This window comes from Streptomyces sp. CMB-StM0423, from assembly GCF_002847285.1.
Taxonomy (GTDB): domain Bacteria; phylum Actinomycetota; class Actinomycetes; order Streptomycetales; family Streptomycetaceae; genus Streptomyces.
The window spans coordinates 3,029,902-3,046,043 of sequence record NZ_CP025407.1 but is presented as its reverse complement, the minus strand read 5'-3'; the positions used below and the strand labels follow the sequence as shown (position 1 = coordinate 3,046,043).

The 16,142-nt window shown below is 73.4% G+C and carries 12 protein-coding genes; 9 read left to right on the top strand and 3 right to left on the bottom strand.

All coding sequences use genetic code 11. The features are described 5' to 3' along the window. Window positions 1–195: 195 nt before the first annotated feature. The 4 genes from CXR04_RS12870 to CXR04_RS12855 all read left to right on the top strand — a co-directional run bounded on the left by CXR04_RS12870 (window position 196) and on the right by CXR04_RS12855 (window position 5,867). Window positions 196–1,116 carry a collagen-like triple helix repeat-containing protein gene (locus tag CXR04_RS12870; RefSeq protein WP_234380206.1) on the top strand — a complete coding sequence of 307 codons (921 nt, stop codon included), beginning with the start codon at window positions 196–198 and terminating at the stop codon, window positions 1,114–1,116. Window positions 1,117–1,267: 151 nt separating this feature from the next. Then, on the top strand, window positions 1,268–2,068 hold the full coding sequence (locus tag CXR04_RS12865; RefSeq protein ID WP_234380205.1) for a response regulator transcription factor: 801 nt from the start codon (window positions 1,268–1,270) through the stop codon (window positions 2,066–2,068). Continuing rightward, window positions 2,065–3,525 (top strand): sensor histidine kinase, encoded by a 1,461-nt coding sequence (locus tag CXR04_RS12860; RefSeq protein ID WP_101422082.1) that lies wholly within the window; start codon window positions 2,065–2,067, stop codon window positions 3,523–3,525. The genes CXR04_RS12865 and CXR04_RS12860 overlap by 4 nt, the downstream gene beginning before the upstream one ends. A gap of 95 nt (window positions 3,526–3,620) precedes the next feature. Beyond that, a complete protein-coding gene (locus tag CXR04_RS12855) occupies window positions 3,621–5,867 on the top strand; it encodes an MMPL family transporter (RefSeq protein WP_101422081.1) in 2,247 nt (748 codons plus the stop codon). 73 nt (window positions 5,868–5,940) lie between these two features. Here CXR04_RS12855 and CXR04_RS12850 read toward each other — a convergent pair whose 3' ends face one another. Beyond that, the gene (locus tag CXR04_RS12850; protein ID WP_101422079.1) at window positions 5,941–7,443 is read right to left on the bottom strand and encodes an MFS transporter; all 1,503 of its coding nucleotides are present in this window, start codon (window positions 7,441–7,443) and stop codon (window positions 5,941–5,943) included. 62 nt (window positions 7,444–7,505) lie between these two features. Between CXR04_RS12850 and CXR04_RS12845 the strand changes: the two genes are divergently transcribed. Then, window positions 7,506–8,489, top strand: a complete 984-nt coding sequence (locus CXR04_RS12845) for a helix-turn-helix transcriptional regulator (protein WP_101422077.1) — start codon at window positions 7,506–7,508, stop codon at window positions 8,487–8,489. Between the two features lie 162 nt (window positions 8,490–8,651). On the opposite strand, the gene CXR04_RS12840 is transcribed toward CXR04_RS12845, so the two are convergent. Together CXR04_RS12840 and CXR04_RS12835 are read right to left on the bottom strand one after the other, a co-directional pair. Further along, window positions 8,652–10,091: a polysialyltransferase family glycosyltransferase gene (locus CXR04_RS12840; RefSeq protein WP_101422075.1), complete on the bottom strand. Its 1,440-nt coding sequence runs from the start codon at window positions 10,089–10,091 to the stop codon at window positions 8,652–8,654. Then, window positions 10,091–11,068 (bottom strand): glycosyltransferase family 2 protein, encoded by a 978-nt coding sequence (locus CXR04_RS12835; protein WP_101422073.1) that lies wholly within the window; start codon window positions 11,066–11,068, stop codon window positions 10,091–10,093. Before CXR04_RS12835 ends, CXR04_RS12840 begins: the two co-directional genes overlap by 1 nt. Window positions 11,069–11,255: 187 nt before the next feature. On the opposite strand from CXR04_RS12835, the gene CXR04_RS12830 reads away from it, so the two are divergent. From CXR04_RS12830 to CXR04_RS12815, 4 genes are read left to right on the top strand one after another with little or no spacing between them, the layout of a single operon-like run. Further along, a complete protein-coding gene (locus CXR04_RS12830; protein ID WP_324841665.1) occupies window positions 11,256–12,611 on the top strand; it encodes a DUF6716 putative glycosyltransferase in 1,356 nt (451 codons plus the stop codon). A gap of 35 nt (window positions 12,612–12,646) precedes the next feature. Then, complete coding sequence (locus CXR04_RS12825; RefSeq protein ID WP_101422069.1) at window positions 12,647–14,002, top strand: acylneuraminate cytidylyltransferase; 1,356 nt, start codon at window positions 12,647–12,649, stop codon at window positions 14,000–14,002. A gap of 47 nt (window positions 14,003–14,049) precedes the next feature. Beyond that, complete coding sequence (locus CXR04_RS12820; RefSeq protein ID WP_101422067.1) at window positions 14,050–15,000, top strand: N-acetylneuraminate synthase family protein; 951 nt, start codon at window positions 14,050–14,052, stop codon at window positions 14,998–15,000. Beyond that, a complete protein-coding gene (locus tag CXR04_RS12815) occupies window positions 14,997–16,109 on the top strand; it encodes a hypothetical protein (protein WP_101422065.1) in 1,113 nt (370 codons plus the stop codon). Before CXR04_RS12820 ends, CXR04_RS12815 begins: the two co-directional genes overlap by 4 nt. Window positions 16,110–16,142 lie beyond the last annotated feature (33 nt).

The window sequence follows — 16,142 nt, the reverse complement described above, 5'->3', positions numbered from 1 at the left end:
GGCCGATTCGCTGATGTCCAAAGCGCGTCTCGGTAAAGCACGCGTCTCGGCGAAGAATGACCGTTCACACTCTGCGCAAGAGATTCCTCCTCGTACATTGACACGCAGGCAGAGAGGCAGCACAACATGAGTCCTAGAGGGGCAGGGCGCCCGCTTTTGGGGCCGCTGGCACGCGACAGCTTCAAGCGAGCGGGCATGATGGCCTCGCTCGCGCTCGTCCTGACCGCCGGGGTGGCAAGCCCGGCCGTCGCGGCTGCGGAGAGCATGACCCCCCAGGGGACCGTGGCTCGCGGCGGTGGCGGTGGCGGCGGTGACAAGTGCAAGGACGGTCACGGCCACGACCACCACAAGGGCACGCACGGCGAGAAGGGCAAGGGCAAGGGCAAGGACCACTGCCGCGGGGCGACCGGCCCCACCGGCCCCACGGGTCCGCCCGGAGCGACCGGCTCCACCGGTCCGCAGGGTCCGCCCGGAGCGACCGGTGCCACCGGTCCGCAGGGTCCGCCCGGGACCGGGGCGACCGGTGCGACCGGCCCGCAGGGTCCGCCCGGAGCGACCGGCTCCACGGGTCCCCAGGGTCCGCCCGGAGCCACCGGAGCCACCGGAGCCACCGGTGCCACCGGAGCCACCGGTGCGACCGGAGCCACCGGTGCGACCGGTGCGACCGGTCCCTGTGCCGACATCGACAGCGTCGCCCCGTCCAGCGACGAGCAGTTCAGCGCGGTGATCTCCGGTGGTGTCACGTCTGTGGGCCGCCAGGACCTCACGCCCACCGTCGGCGCCTTCACCTGGGATGACCTGAGCGACAACACCGGCTACCCGGCCAATGGCTGCAGCGTCGGTATCACCACCCAGGGCAACGACCTGTGGGTCCAGCTCCTGACCACCGACGGCCAGGTCTGGCAGACCCACTGCGACGTGCCGGATATGACGCTGACCTGCGACGAGGCGTGGATCCAGCAGACGACGCCGCCGTCGCTCATGAAAGCTCCGGCTGCCACCGACGGTGCGGTGGCGGGCGCCGCCCCGAACTCCGACACCTACACGGTGCCGAGCAGTTGGGCCGGGCTGTCCGCCGGCTATGAGTCGAAGGGCAGGGCCAAGCAGACCAGCTAGCCGAACCTGAGCGGTACGCAGCAGCCGTGCCCGGCCGTCAGGCCGGGCACGGCTGCCGCCGTTGCGGGAGCGGGCACCGCGGGGGAACTCACAGGGAACTCGCAACATCCCTCCCCGCGGTGCGCCTGTGCGGCGCCCCGATACTGGGGCCATGAGCGGTGCGGCGGAGCGAAGTGCGGCGGGACAGTCCGTTCTCGTGGTCGAGGACGATCCCGGGATCGCCGACATCCTGCAGATCACCCTGCGCTTCCACGGCTTCGCCGTGCGCGCCGCGGCCACCGCCGGGCGGGCGCTCGAACTCGCCCGCAGCCACGCCCCCGACCTCGTCCTCCTCGACGTCATGCTCCCCGACGGCAGCGGCTGGCAGGTCTGCCGCGAGCTGCGGGCGCACGGGGACGAGCCCGCCGTGATCTTCCTGACCGCCCGGGACGCGCCCGCCGACGTGCTCGGCGGGCTCGCGCTCGGCGGCGACGACTACATCACCAAGCCGTTCAACGTCGATGAGGTCGTCGCCCGGGTGCGGGCCGTGCTGCGCAGGACCCGGGGGCGGGCGCCCGCGGGCGGGGTGCTGCGGCACGGGGACGTGGAACTGGACGAGGCGACGTTCACCGTACGGCGCGGGGGCGCGCCCGTGGAGCTGACGCCGACCGAGTACAACCTGCTGCGCCACCTCATGCGCAACGCCGGCCGCATCCTCACCAAGGAACAGTTGCTGCGCAGCGTCTGGCAGTTCGACACCGCGGTCGAGTCGACGGTCGTGGAGACGTACATCAGTTATCTGCGGCGCAAGCTCGACCCCCTCGGCCCGCCGCTCATCGAGACCCGCCGCGGCGTCGGCTACGGCCTGCGGCCCGTAGGACCGGACGGACCGGACGGACCGGACGGACCGGGGGGACCGACGGGACCGGCAGGAGCCAGGGGTTCCGCAGCGTCCGCCGGGCCGCCGCCGTGAAGCGGTTTCCCCGTTCGCTCAGCAACCGGCTCTCCGTCACCAACGTCGTCATCCTCGCCGTCGGTCTCCTCGCCGCCGCCTGCGCCAGCCTCTTCGGTACGTACACCCTCCTCGTCGGCGAGGTCGACACCACCGTGCGCCAGGGCCGCGACACCCTCGCCTCGGGACCGCTCAGCGCCGCCGCCCTGGAGCGGGTGTGCCAGCTCGCCGAGACCTTCGGCGTCCGCGAGGACGAGGGCATCGCGGGCTCCGCCAAGGACGAGCCCTTCGTCCTCCTGGAAGCCACCGGCGAACTCCGGCCCACCTGCGTGCTCTTCGGCGGCAACGACCCGCGGCTCTCCCGCGGGATAGCCGACTCCGTCGACGATCCCGGCGCCCTCGCCGACTCCGGCGACCTCACCAGCATCGCGGCCGGCGGCCGCCACTACCGCGCCGCCGTCGCCCGCCTCGACGACGGTTCGTACGCGATCAACACCACCCGCTACGACGGCGTGCGCAACGCCGTGCGCAAACTCTTCGTGATGGAAGCCGTCTTCGGCGCCCTGCTCCTGCTGCTCCTCGCCGTCGTCTCCTCGCACGCCGCCCGCCGCCGGCTGCGCCCCCTGGAGGACATGGTCGAGACCGCGTCCGCGATATCCGAGGGCGACCTGTCTCGCCGCGTCGACACCTCGCCGCCCGGCGGCAGCGAGGTCGAGCAGTTGCGCGACGCGCTCAACGCCATGCTCCAGCAGGTCGAGGGCGCCATGGCCAGCCGGGAGGAAGCCGCCGCGCGGCAGCGCCAGTTCCTCGCCGACGCCTCGCACGAACTGCGCACCCCGCTGGCGACCGTACTCGGCTACCTCCAGCTCTACGACAAGGGCATCCTCGACGACGACGAGGCCGAACGCGCCCTGACCCGCGTCGGTGCCGAGGCCGAGCGCATGAGCCGCCTCGTCGACGAACTCCTCGCCCTCGCCCGCCTCGACCAGCACCCCGCCCGCGACCGCGCCCCCGTCGACCTCGCCGCCCTCGTCCGCGACGCCGCCGCCGACCTCCGCGCGCAGCAGCCGCACCGCCCCGTGACGGCCGAGGCCGCTGCCCCCGCGGTCGTCGTCGGCGACGAGGCCCAGTTGCGCCAGGTCCTCGGCAACCTCCTCGCCAACGTACGCACCCACACCCCGGAAGACGCCGCCTGCACCCTCTCCGCCGCCACCGGCGCCGGCGCCGCCGTCCTGCGCATCGCCGACACCGGCCCCGGCATGCGCGCGGAGGACGCGGCGCGCATCTTCGACCGGTTCTTCCGCGCCGACCCGGGACGCGCGCGGGCCGCGGGCGGCAGCGGCCTGGGCATGTCGATCGTGCGGGCGGTGGTCGAGGCGCACGACGGCGAGGTCGCGCTCGACACCGCACCAGGCGCGGGCATGGCCGTCACCATCCGGCTGCCGCTGCCCGACGCGCGGGTTGAGAGTTCGGTGTGAAGCCCCTGCGGGATCCCTGAGGGCCCTGGGTCGCCCCGGCCGGCGCGGTGACGCTGAAGCCCCCACTCCGTGTCGCCGAGCCGAGGAGCCCCGCCGTGGCCGCACTGGCCCGATTCTGTTTCCGCCACCGCTTCGTCGTCCTGCTGCTGTGGGTGTGCGCCCTGCTCGGCACCGCCGTCGCCGCACAGGCCGCGGGCAGCCGCTGGGCCAACGACTTCGAACTGCCCGGCACCGAGTCCGCCGAGGCGGTCGACCTGCTGCGCGCCTCCTTCCCGCAGACCTCCGGGGACACCGACAGCGTCGTCTGGCGGGCACCGGAAGGCGACTCGGTACGCGACCCGCAGATCCGCGCGCGGATGACGGAGGCGCTGGCCGGCATCGCCGGCGTACCGCAGGTCGGCCGCGTCGTCGGCCCGTACGCGGCCGAAGGCGGCGGGCAGATCAGCGAGGACGGGCGGATCGCGTACGCGCAGGTGACGTTCACCGAGCAGGCCATGAACCTGGAGAAGGAGAACGTCGAGGAGGTCGTCGACACCGCGCAGGCCGCGGCCGGCGACGTCGACGGACTCCAGGTCGAGCTGGGCGGCGAGGCGATCCAGGCGGTGCAGGGCGCGCCCGGCGGGCTCGCGGAGGTCACGGGCATCGTCGCGGCGGCGGTCATCCTGTCGATCGCGTTCGGCTCGCTGTTCGCGATGCTGCTGCCGATCGTCTGCGCCGTCTTCGGCATCGGTACGGGCCTGATGACCGTCACGCTGCTCAGCCACACGACGGACTTCGCCGAAGCCACCACCCTCCTGGGCAGCCTCATCGGCCTCGGCGTCTCCATCGACTACGCGCTCTTCATCGTCACCCGGCACCGCACGGGGCTGCACCGCGGCATGCCGGTGGAGGACTCCGCGGTACGGGCCCTCGACACCGCCGGGCGCGCGGTGCTGTTCGCCGGCGGGACGGTGTGCGTGGCGCTGCTCGGCATGATCGCGCTGGGCATCAGCTTCCTGAACGGGGTGGCGATCGCGGCGTCGCTCACGGTGCTGCTGGGCGTCGCGGCGTCGGTGACCCTGCTCCCGGCGCTGCTGGGCATCCTGCAGACGCGGGTACTCAGCCGCCGCCAGCGCCGCAGCCTCGCGGAACACGGCCCGGAGCACGCTCCGGAGCCGGGGGACCCGGCGGCGGGGGAAGCCGCCGGCCGGGCGGCGCGGTGGGCGCTGCTGGTGCAGCGCAGGCCGCGGCTGCTGGCGTCCCTCGCGGTCGTCGTCATCGCGATCGTCTCCCTCCCGCTGCTCTCCCTCCGCCTCGGCACCACCGACCAGGGCAACCACCAGGAGTCCAAGACCACGCGCAAGGCGTACGACCTCCTCGCGGACGGCTTCGGGCCGGGCTTCAACGGCCCGCTCCAACTGGTCGCGGAAACCCCCGGGAAGGCGGACACCCCCGCACTGAGCCGACTGATCACCCGGGTATCCCGAACCGAAGGCGTGGCAGAGGTAGGCACCCCCGCCCCGGCCCCGGGCGGCAGGATCACGGTCGTCCAGGTCGTCCCGGACAGCGCCCCCCAGGACGAGGCGACCGACCAGCTCATCGACCGGCTACGGGACGACGTCATCCCGGCGGCACAGGAGGGCACGTCGCTGGACGTCCACGTCGGCGGGGTCACGGCGATCAACAAGGACTTCGCCTCCGTCATCACCGGCAAACTGCCCCTCTTCGTCGGCATCATCGTCGCGCTGGGCTTCGTCCTGCTGCTGGTCGCGTTCCGCTCGCTGGTGGTACCGCTGACGGCGGCGGTGATGAACCTGCTCGCCGCGGCGGCGGCGTTCGGCGCCCTGGTCGCGATCTTCCAATGGGGCTGGGGCAGCGACCTCTTCGGCCTCGGCCGCGAGGTGCCGATCACGGCGTTCCTCCCGGTCATCATGCTGGCGATGCTCTTCGGCCTGTCGATGGACTACCAGGTGTTCCTGGTCAGCCGCATGCACGAGGAGTGGGTCCACCACGGCGACAACGCCCGCGCGGTCCGCGTCGGCCTGGCGGAGTCCAGCCGGGTCATCAACGCGGCGGCGCTCATCATGATCTGCGTCTTCAGCGCGTTCGTCCTGAGCGGCGACCTGGAGGGCGTGATGGCGGGCATCGGCCTGGCCGGCGCGGTGGCCCTGGACGCCTTCGTGATCCGCACGATGCTGGTCCCCGCCCTGATGCACCTGATAGGCCCCGCCAACTGGTGGCTCCCCACCTGGCTGGACCGCCACCTCCCCCACCTCGCGGTAGAACCCCGCGACACCCCCGGCGGACCGGAAGCCGAGCCGCGCCGGGAGGAGCTGGCGAAGACGGCCGGCGGCCCGGAGTAGGGCGCGGCCCTCGCGCAACGGAACGGGGTGCCGCCCTCGTGGGCTGCACCCCGTTCCGTACGGCGTCGTCGTGTCAGACGGTTACCAGTTCTTCCTTCTGCTCCGGCTCCGCCTCCGCGGCCGGCTCCGGCTCCTCCGCCGGGTTGTGCTTCGGGAGGGCGAAGAGCAGGGCGTAGACCACTCCCAGGATCGCGATCACCCACCACATCGCGTTCTCGAACGCCCCCGCGAACGCCGGGCCCACCTCCTGCGGGGCCGTCGGCTCGTCCATCGCGCCGAAGAAGACCACCGACACCAGGCCCAGACCCAGCGCCATCCCCAACTGGTTCGTCGTGTTGATCAGACCCGACGCCGAGCCCGCGTGGCGGCGCGGGACGCCGGAGAGGACCGCGTTCGTCAGGGGGGCGAAGACCAGGCCCATGCCCGCGCCCAGGAGGGTCAGCGGCAGTGCCATCTGCCAGGTGGAGATCTCCGTGCCGTAGCGGTCGGACGCCGCCAGGTACAGCAGCGCTCCCGACACCATCATCACCGCACCGCCGTGCAGCACCTTCCGCCCGAACCGCGGCGTCAGCTTCTGCACCGACATCCCCGCCGCCACGGAGCAGCCGAGCGAGAACGGCAGCCCCGTCAGGCCCGCGTGCAGCGCGCTCCAGCCGAGGCCGAGCTGCATGTACAGCGTCCACACCAGGAAGAAGATCCCCAGCCCGGTGCTGAAGGCGAGCTGTACCCCGATGCCCGCGGCGAAGCTCTTGACCCGGAACAGCGTCAGCTCGACCAGCGGCGAGCCGTCCGCGCGCTGCTTGCGCTTCTGGTACGCGACGAAGGCGGCGAACACCGGCAGGCTCGCGGCCATCGAGACGAAGCCCCACGCCGGCCAGTCGTTCTCGTGGCCCATGGTGATCGGGTACAGCAGCATCAGCAGCCCCGCCGTGGCCAGCAGCACCCCGCGCAGGTCCAGGCGCAGCGCGTCGGGTGCCGTCGACTCGCTGATGAAGCGGCGGCCGAGGATCAGGCCGGCGATGCCGACGGGCAGGTTGATGAGGAAGATCGGCCGCCAGGCCAGCCCGAACAGGTCCCATTCGGTGAGCAGCGCGCCGATCATCGGGCCGGACACCGCGCCGAGACCGGCGACCGCGCCGAACATCCCGAAGACCTTGCCCCGTTCCTCCGCGGGGAACGTGACGTGGATGATGCTGAGTACCTGCGGCACCATCAGCGCCGCCATCGCGCCCTGCAGCACCCGCGAGCCCACGAGCATCGCCGGGTCGGCGGCGATGCCGCACAGCAGCGAGGCGACGGTGAAGCCGCCCATGCCGAGCAGGAAGACCCGCTTGCGGCCGTAGATGTCACCGAGCCTGCCGCCGGTGACGAGGCCGATGGCGAAGGCGAGCGCGTACCCGGCGGTGATCCACTGGATCGCGCCGAAGGAGGCGCCGGTGTCCTCCTGGATGCTCGGGATGGCGATGTTGACGATCGTCGCGTCGACGAGGTCCATGAAGGAGGCCGTCAGCACGACGGCGAGCGCGATCCACCGGCGGCGATCCGGTCCTGCCGCAGAGGCGTTCTGGAAGGTCATAGCGGTAATCTAGAATCCGTATAGGACAGGTCATGTCCTAAAGGGAAGGCAGTCTGGAAAACATGACGACCGACACTCCCAAGCGGCTTCTGCACCTGCTCTCCCTCCTCCAGACGCCCCGCGAATGGCCCGGCAGCGAGCTGGCCGGCCGCCTCGGCGTCACGGACCGCACCATCCGCCGCGACGTCGAGCGGCTGCGGGACCTCGGCTACCCGGTCGAGTCCACCAGGGGCACCGCCGGCGGCTACCGCCTGGTGGCGGGGAAGGCCATGCCCCCGCTGCTCCTTGAGGACGACGAGGCGGTCGCGATCGCCGTCGGCCTGCGCAGTTCCGCGGGTCATACGGTCGCGGGGCTCGCGGAGGCGTCCGTACGGGCGCTGGCCAAGCTGGAGCAGGTGCTGCCGTCGCGGCTGCGCCGCCGGGTCACGTCCCTCGGCACCGCCACCACCCCGCTGACCCGCTGGCAGGGCCCGCAGGTCGACGCCGAGGTGCTGACGGTGCTGGCCGCGGGCGCGGCGGGCGGCGAGCGGCTGCGCTTCGGTTACCGCGCGGCGGACGGCACCGAGACCAAGCGGCTGGTGGAGCCGGCCGGGCTGGTCGCGGCGGGCCGGCGGTGGTACTTCGTCGCGTACGACAACGACCGTGACGACTGGCGGATGTTCCGCGTCGACCGCATCACCCGCCCCTTCGCCACCGGCGTCCGCCCGCCGCGCCGCGAGCTGCCGGCGGCGGACGCGGCGGCGTTCGTCGAGGACCGGATGGGCGGGGACCGGCCCCGCTACCGCGCCCGCGCGACGCTGCACGCGCCGTACAAGGAGCTGGCGCGCCGCCTCGCCGGCACGGAGGGGCTGACGCGGCTGGACGAGGGGCGCTGCGAGTTCGTGACGGAGGCGGACGCGCTGGACTGGCTGGCGCTGCGACTGACCGCACTGGGCTGCGAGTTCGAGGTGCACGAGCCGCGGGAGCTGGCCGTGTACCTGCGGGACCTCGCGGGCCGTGCGTCGCGAGCGGCGAGCGGGATGGGGGAGGGGACGGGGGAGGACTGAGCGGGGCAGCGGCGCGGGCTGCGGGGATCCGGTACGCGTACGGGCCGGCGGTTCCGAAGCGGGCTCCGGCCCCGCCGCCCTCTCACCCCGGCCGGCCCCGCCGGCGCTCTCACCCCGGCCGGCCCCGCCGTCCTCTCACCCCGGCCGGCCCCGCCGGCGCCCTCACCTCAGCCGTCGCCGCAGCGCCCGTGCCCGGCGCGCCACCCGCCGTACCGCCGGGCTCCGCGGCACGAACGCCAGCCGCTTCGGCACGCCGCCCGGCAGTCCCTCCACCGTCAGCCGGCGCCGTTTGAAGTACCGCCACGTGTCCGCGTCCAGCTCCGCCGCCAGCCACGCCTCGACCTCCGGCCGCCGCCGCGCGTAGATCCGCGGCTGCATCGTGAACCCGACCGCCGTCAGCAGCCCGCCCAGCGCCGCCTGCGCCTCCTGGGCGGTCGGCGCCCGCCAGTCGCGCACCGCCGCGGGGTCGTCCAGCGACGGGAGCAGCGCGTCGGCGATCGTGACCGGGACGCGGTTGCTGTTCTCGTACGGGGTCAGCCGCTCCAGCAGCGTGTCGGTGCCGACGCTCGCCACCGGCAGCCCGTACAGCGTCGAGGCGGTCATCAGCGCCGTGGAGAACGCGCCCGCGACCAGCGCCGGTTGCAGCCGCTCGTACAGCACCTCCGCCAGCACCGGGGAGTCGAGCACCGTCAGCGTCACGCCGAGGCTCTCCGCCTCCTGCTCCAACAGCCGCGAGACCCGCGGCGGCGCCATCGGGTGCGGCTTGAACACCACGCTGCGGTGGCCGAGTCCGGCCACCCCGCGCAGCATCCGCACGTGCAGTTCCTCTTCCTCCTCCGCCGTGAGGATCTTCAGCGCCGACAGGTACTGGCCCAGGAGGAGTGCGGGCGAGGACCCTTCGGCGAGCCCGGCGGCGGGCAGGTCGAGGTCGGCGGCGGCCGCCAGTTCGGCCAGCACCTTCTTCAGCTCCTCGGCCGGCACGATCTCCGGCGGCACCCCGAACTCCGTGAGCAGCATGGGCCGTACGCCCGGCAGCAGGTCGGGGTGGAGCAGCCGCTCGACGCGGGTGCCGACGAAGGAGGAGAGCTTGTTGCGGGTGGGGCCGTAGCTCATCAGCCCGTCGGCGTAGACGTGCAGGGCCGCGTCGGGGAAGAGCTGGACGAGCGCCCGCGCCGGGTTGACCTGGATCGACTCCACGACGAGCGTGAGCCGGTCGTCGCCCAGGCCCCACAGCAGCCGCAGGTGCCGCTCCCACAGCGGTACGTCCTCGGTGCGCGGCTCCCACGCGGCGGGGTGCAGCGGGCGGATGGCGTGGTTCCAGTCGTGTACGTCGTCGAAGCGGGAGCGCAGTTGCGCGAAGCCGGCCATGGCGTCGGCGGCGGGGGTGGTCTCGGGGTTGGCGGCGTTGTTGGTGAGCAGCAGGATGCGGCGGTCCGCGGCGGGGAAGAGGCCGGCGTCCAGGGCGGCGGCGAGGGTCGCGGTGCCGTAGAGGGTGGAGGCCACGAAGACCTGGGTGTGCCGGCCGGGCGCGTAGCGGATCTGCAGCGGCGGATACGCGGACGCGGACACGGAGGCCGTGGGGTCTGCGGACGGGGAGGTCATCAGACGGCCACCTCCGCCGGTACGCCCCGGCGGTGGAGCCGGCGCAGCAGTTCGGAGCGGTCGGCGTCCATGGCGTCCAGCGCCTCCGTGAGTACGTGCTGGGGCATGCCCCGCAGCGCGTCTGCGCTCATCTCGCGCAGTCTGCGGGCCACCGACTTCTCGAACCGTTCGATGTTCTTCAGATGGTGCGCGATGATCGCGCAGTAGTTCCGCACCGCCTTGGGCAGCAGCAGCTCCGCGTCCCGGTCCGCCGCCGTCTCCTCGACGACCTGGTCGAAGGCGCGCAGGAAGTCGAGCTGGCGGATGTCGCCGATCTGCGTGAGGGAGTTCGCGACGCCGCGGCGGTAGAAGACGCCGAGCAGCCCGACGACCGCGAACGTACGGGCCTCGCGGTGCAGCCGCCAGATCCACGGCCGGTCCTCGGCCGTCCGCAGCCCGTCGGGGAAGTGCAGCAGGCCCTCGTCCAGCAGCCGGCGGTGGTAGATGCCGGCCCAGGCGTACGCGTAGTCGACGGACGTGGTGTGCGTCGCGGGCAGGATCGCGGAGCGCGGGTCCTGGACGACGCCGCGGCGGCCGTGCGGGACGCGGTGGATGGTGCGGGCGCGGGCGGCGCACTGCACGTGGTCCGTGCGGACGAAGTCGCAGTCCAGCTCGGCGATGGCCGCCAGCAGCCGGCGGTAGTGGCCGGGGGCGAGCCAGTCGTCGCCGTCGAGGAAGGTCACGTACCGGCCGCGGACGCGGTCGAGCCCGGTGTTGCGGGCGGTGGCCAGGCCGCCGTTGTGCTCGTGGCGCACGTGCACGGCGCCCGGCAGGTCGCGCGCGGCCTGCTCCAGCAGCTCGCCGGTGCGGTCCGTCGAGCAGTCGTCCACCAGGATGAACTCGGTGTCGGGTGCCGCGTTGGCGCGCAGGCAGGCCAGCGTCTCGGGCGCGTAGTCCTGCACGTTGTAGAAGGGAACGATCACGGAGAGTTGAAGCATCCAGGCGATGCTAGGGGCCGCCCCGCGCCCGGGGCTTGCCCTGCCCCGACGCCGGCATGAACGCCGGGCGGCGGAATGGTGAACGCCGTCCCTCTCCGACCGGGTTCGCCGTCCGGCGGCGTGTTGTTAACCATTTGTACGGCCGGTGTTGGGCCACCGAGCGGAATGCCTCCCTACCGTCGGCGGCGTGCTCAACGACCCCCCGTCACCGCTCCGTACCGCTGTTCTCGCCGACTCGGACACCCGCTGGAAATGGGGCGCGCTCACCGCTCGCCGCATGGCCCCGGAGGCGGCGCTCGACGGGTACCTGCTGCACGGCCGGGCGACACCCACGGCCCGCCAGCTCGCCGAGGTGGGCGTACCCGCGGACGCGATGAGGGAGGTCACGGCCGTCGAGTTCCTGGCCGCCGCCGACCCCGACCGCTACGACGTCGTGCTCCTGTCCTGCGTCGGCGGCACCGTGCAGGCGATGCTCCACGGCCTCGCCCGCGCCTGGCAGGGCGCCAAGCGCCGCCCCGCGGTCGTCACCGGCTACGTCGGCGTCGTGTACGAGAAGCTCTCCGACGGCCTCCTCCTGCGCAACGGCGCCGACATCGTGCTGGCCAACAGCCGGCAGGACGCCGAGCGCTTCCGCGCGGTGTACGAGGGCGTCGGCGCCTCGCCGAACAGCATCGTGGAGTGCGCGCTGCCGTTCCTCGACGGCGCGGCGTACGAGCCGTGGGACCTGAACGGCACGGCGGCGCCGGGCGGCGACCGTCCGTACACCGTCGTCTTCGCCGTCCAGCCCTCGGTGCCCGACACCCGCGAGGACCGGCTGTACCTGCTGCGCCGCGCCGCCCGGCACGCCGAGCGGCACCCGGAGCGTGAGGTGCTGGTCAAGCTGCGCAGCCGGCCGGGCGAGCACACGACGCACATCGAAGAGGCCCCGTACCAGAAGCTCGCCCAGAAGCTGCCCGGCGGCCTGCCCGCGAACTGCAGCCTGGTCTACGGGAACATGGGCGAGGTCCTCGACCGCACCGACCTGCTCGTCACCGTCTCCTCCACCGCCGCGCTGGAGTCCCTGCACCGCGGCATCCCGACCGCCGTCCTGACCGACCTGGGCGTACGCGAGCCGCTGGGCAACCACCACTTCCTCGGCTCCGGCTGCCTCGCCTCCTGGGACGAACTGGACGCCGGCCACCTGCCCAAGCCCGACCCCGTGTGGCTGTCCCGCCAGGGCGTCCCCGGCGCGGCCTCCGCCGAGCCGTACGACGCCGCCTTCGACCGCGCCAGGACCCGGCTGACCACCCTGGTCGCCGACCCGCAGTTGCCGCCGCTGGCCCCGTACTACACCCCCGAGACCGCCGGCGGCTACCTGCCGCGGATCCTCGCCCGGCACGGCCTGGCACCCACCGGCGAGCCGCTGCCGCAGGCCGCCGCCGTCGCCGAGTCCGGCCCGCTGCGCCGGTGGGCGCGCACGCTGCTGCGCAAGGCCGCGCGCGCCGCGTACCGGGGCGGAGTGCAGCGCATCGCGCCCCTCATCCGCCGTATGGGGGCGCTGTGATGTCCCTCGGCCGCTCGCATCAGCAAGGAGCCTCCATGTCCCAGCCCGAGTCCGCAGCCCGCGTGCTCGCGGTCATCCCCGCCCGCGGGGGGTCCAAGGGCGTCCCCGGCAAGAACCTCGCCCGTGTCGGCGGCGTGCCCCTGGTGGCCCGCGCGGTACGGCAGTGCCTCGCGGCCCGGCTCGTGACGGACGTCGTGGTCTCCACCGACGACGACACCATCGCCTCCGTCGCCCGCGAGGCCGGCGCCGAGGTCGTCCGCCGCCCCGCCGAGATCGCCGGCGACACCGCCTCCAGCGAGGCGGCGGTGCTGCACGCGCTGGACAGCCACGAGGAGCGCTGCGGCGCGACGATGGCCGCGGTGCTGCTGGTGCAGTGCACGAGCCCGTTCCTGACCGGCGAGGACATCGACGGCGTCACCAGGGCGGTGCTCGACGAGGGCGCGGACAGCGCGCTGACGGTGGCCCCCTTCCACGGGTTCATCTGGCGGGACGAGGCGGACGAGGCGGAGGCCGCGGCCGTCGCCGAGACCCCCGCGGCCGCGAAGACCCCGGCCGTCGCGGAGGCCACCGCGGTCGCCAAGGCGGCGGCGACGGGTGCCGCGGCGGGCACCGCGACCGGTGCCGCGCCCACGAAGGTGGCCCCCGCCGTCGAGGCCGCGCCCGCCCAGGGGTACGGCGTCAACCACGACAAGTCGTACCGCCCCCGGCGCCAGGACCGGCCCCAGGACCTGCTGGAGACCGGCGCCGCGTACGCCATGCGCACGACCGGGTTCCGGGAGCACCGCCACCGCTTCTTCGGCCGCACCGCCCCGGTGCGTACCGACGCAGCCCGCGTGCTGGAGGTCGACGAGCCCGACGACCTGACCCGCGCCCGCGGCCTGGCCCCCCTGCTCGACGTGCCGGGACCGGGCTCGCTGCCCACCCGCCGCGACGTCGACGCCATCGTCCTCGACTTCGACGGCACCCAGACCGACGACCGCGTCTACATCGACGCCGAGGGCCGCGAACTCGTCGCGGTCCACCGCGGCGACGGCCTCGGCATCGCCGCCCTGCGCCGTGCCGAGCTGAAGCTGCTCATCCTGTCCTCGGAAAAGAACCCGGTCGTCGCCGCGCGGGCACGCAAACTTCACCTCCCCGTTCTGCACGGGGTCGACCGTAAGGACATCGCACTGAAGCAGTGGTGCGAAGAGGAGGGCATCGCGCCCGAGCGCGTGCTCTATGTCGGCAACGACGTGAACGACCTGCCGTGCTTCGGCCTCGTCGGCTGGCCCGTCGCGGTCGCCGGCGCCCACGCGATCGTGCGGGACGCGGCGCGTGCGGTGACGTCCACCCCCGGAGGCGACGGAGCGATCCGCGAGATCGCCTCGTGGATCCTCGGTCCCTCCCTGTAGCCCGATCCCTCCCTGGTGAGGGTCTGGAGAGTAAGGAACAGATCTGCATGAGCTCCACCCAGCGTTTCCGCACCTTTGGCGACCGCGTCGTCGGCCCCGGCCGGCCGGTCTACGTCACGGGTGAGATCGGCATCAACCACAACGGCGACCTCGACAACGCGCTCGCGCTGGTCGACGCCGCCGTCGAGGCGGGCTGCGACGCGGTGAAGTTCCAGAAGCGCACGCCCGAGATCTGCACCCCCCGCGACCAGTGGGACATCGAGCGCGACACCCCCTGGGGCCGGATGACGTACATCGACTACCGGCACCGGGTCGAGTTCGGCGAGGAGGAGTACCGGGCGATCGACGCGCACTGCAAGGAGCGCGGCATCCACTGGTTCGCCTCCCCCTGGGACCCCGAGGCCGTCGCCTTCCTGGAGAAGTTCGACGTGCCGGCCCACAAGGTCGCCTCCGCCTCGCTGACCGACGACGAACTGCTGCGCGCCATGCGCGCCACCGGCCGCACGGTGGTCCTGTCCACCGGCATGTCGACCCCGAAGCAGATCCGGCACGCGGTCGAGGTGCTGGGCAGTGACAACATCCTGCTCTGCCACGCCACCAGCACGTACCCGGCGAAGGCCGAGGAGCTGAACCTGCGCATGATCCACACGCTGCAGGCCGAGTTCCCGAACGTGCCGATCGGCTACTCCGGCCACGAGACGGGCCTGCAGACCTCGCTCGCCGCGGTCGCCCTGGGCGCCGTCTTCGTCGAGCGGCACATCACGCTGGACCGCGCGATGTGGGGCTCCGACCAGGCCGCCTCGGTCGAGCCGCAGGGCCTGGCGCGGCTCGTACGCGACATCCGCGTGGTCGAGGAGTCGCTGGGCGACGGCGTGAAGAAGGTCTACGACAGCGAGCTGGCGCCGATGAAGAAGCTGCGCCGGGTCAAGGGAGTCGTCGCGGAGGCCGCCGAGTCGGCCGACGAGGCGGGAGTCGAGAAGGAGCCTGTCGGCGTATGACCGGAGACGGCGCCGGCGGCACGACCGTCGCCCTGGTGGAGAGCCCGGTCCAGTTGCTCAACGTGCTGGAGTGGGCGTACCAGGGCGGCACCGTCATACCGTTGACGGTGGTCGTGCTGCCCCCCACCGAGCCGCTTTCGCGCGGCCAGTTGCGCCGGATGGCGGAGCTGGCGATAGACGACGGGCTGGACGTCCGCTGGCAGGAGGCACGCGGCGGCGCGGGCCCGCTGCGCACCCTGACGAGCCTGGCCCGCCCGCTGCGGCGGGCGCGCCGGGTGGTGCTGGGCGACCCGTTCTCGCGGTACGTGCAGACGCTGCTGACCGTCGTCAAGGCGCGGGAGGTCGTCGTCGTGGACGACGGCACGGCGACGATGGAGTTCACGGCGCAACTGTCGCGGGGGGAGCGGTTCGTCCGCTGGCACCGCAGCGGGCGCAGCGGCGGGGCGCGGGGGATGCTCTTCGCGCCGGTCGCGAGCGCGGCGCGGCGCCGGCTGACGCCGGCGGGCAGCGGGGCGTCGGGCACGCGGGTGGAGGTGTTCACCTCCATGCCGGTGGTGGACCCGCCCTCCGGGCTGAAGGTCACGGCGAACGAGTTCGCCTGGACCCGCTCCCGCTTCGGCCCGCCGAGCGTCGGCACGGCGACGGACCTCGTCGGCACGTCGCTGGTGGAGACCGGTGTCGTCGACCACGACCGGTATCTGGAGGCGGTGGCGTCGCTCACCAAGGCGTACGGCGTCACGCGCTACTTCGCGCACCGCAGGGAGCGGGCGGACAAGCTCCACCAGCTCCACGCGCACACCGGTCTGGAGATCGTCCGCCCCGACCTGCCGCTGGAGATCGTCGCCCGCCGCGGCCCGATAGGCCGCACGATCGTCAGCTTCCCGTCGACGGTGGTGCACACGCTGCCGCTGGCGCTGGCCGGTACGGGCGTGAAGGTGGCGGTCTGCGAGGTCGACCCGAGCTGGCTGACGGAGACGGCGTCGCCGCGGGCGCAGGGCTTCCTGTCGTCGGTGGCGGGGGCGGCCCGGGAGCGGCGCGGGGTCGACGGGCTGCCGGTGGGTCCGGCGACGGCGACGGGGTGGTCGGGGGCGCCGGCGGCGTCGGTGTGAGACGCCCGTTGTGCGTCGGTGTGAAGCGCCGGT

Bases quoted from the DNA above. Each gene is read 5' to 3' on its own strand.
- CXR04_RS12870 (WP_234380206.1), top strand. From the start codon at position 196: ATGATGGCCTCGCTCGCGCTCGTCCTGACCGCCGGGGTGGCAAGCCCG.
- CXR04_RS12845 (WP_101422077.1), top strand. From the start codon at position 7,506: ATGACGACCGACACTCCCAAGCGGCTTCTGCACCTGCTCTCCCTCCTC.
- CXR04_RS12850 (WP_101422079.1), bottom strand. From the start codon at position 7,443: ATGACCTTCCAGAACGCCTCTGCGGCAGGACCGGATCGCCGCCGGTGG.
- CXR04_RS12820 (WP_101422067.1), top strand. From the start codon at position 14,050: ATGAGCTCCACCCAGCGTTTCCGCACCTTTGGCGACCGCGTCGTCGGC.
- CXR04_RS12825 (WP_101422069.1), top strand. From the start codon at position 12,647: ATGTCCCAGCCCGAGTCCGCAGCCCGCGTGCTCGCGGTCATCCCCGCC.
- CXR04_RS12835 (WP_101422073.1), bottom strand. From the start codon at position 11,068: ATGCTTCAACTCTCCGTGATCGTTCCCTTCTACAACGTGCAGGACTAC.
- CXR04_RS12840 (WP_101422075.1), bottom strand. From the start codon at position 10,091: ATGACCTCCCCGTCCGCAGACCCCACGGCCTCCGTGTCCGCGTCCGCG.
- CXR04_RS12815 (WP_101422065.1), top strand. From the start codon at position 14,997: ATGACCGGAGACGGCGCCGGCGGCACGACCGTCGCCCTGGTGGAGAGC.
- CXR04_RS12865 (WP_234380205.1), top strand. From the start codon at position 1,268: ATGAGCGGTGCGGCGGAGCGAAGTGCGGCGGGACAGTCCGTTCTCGTG.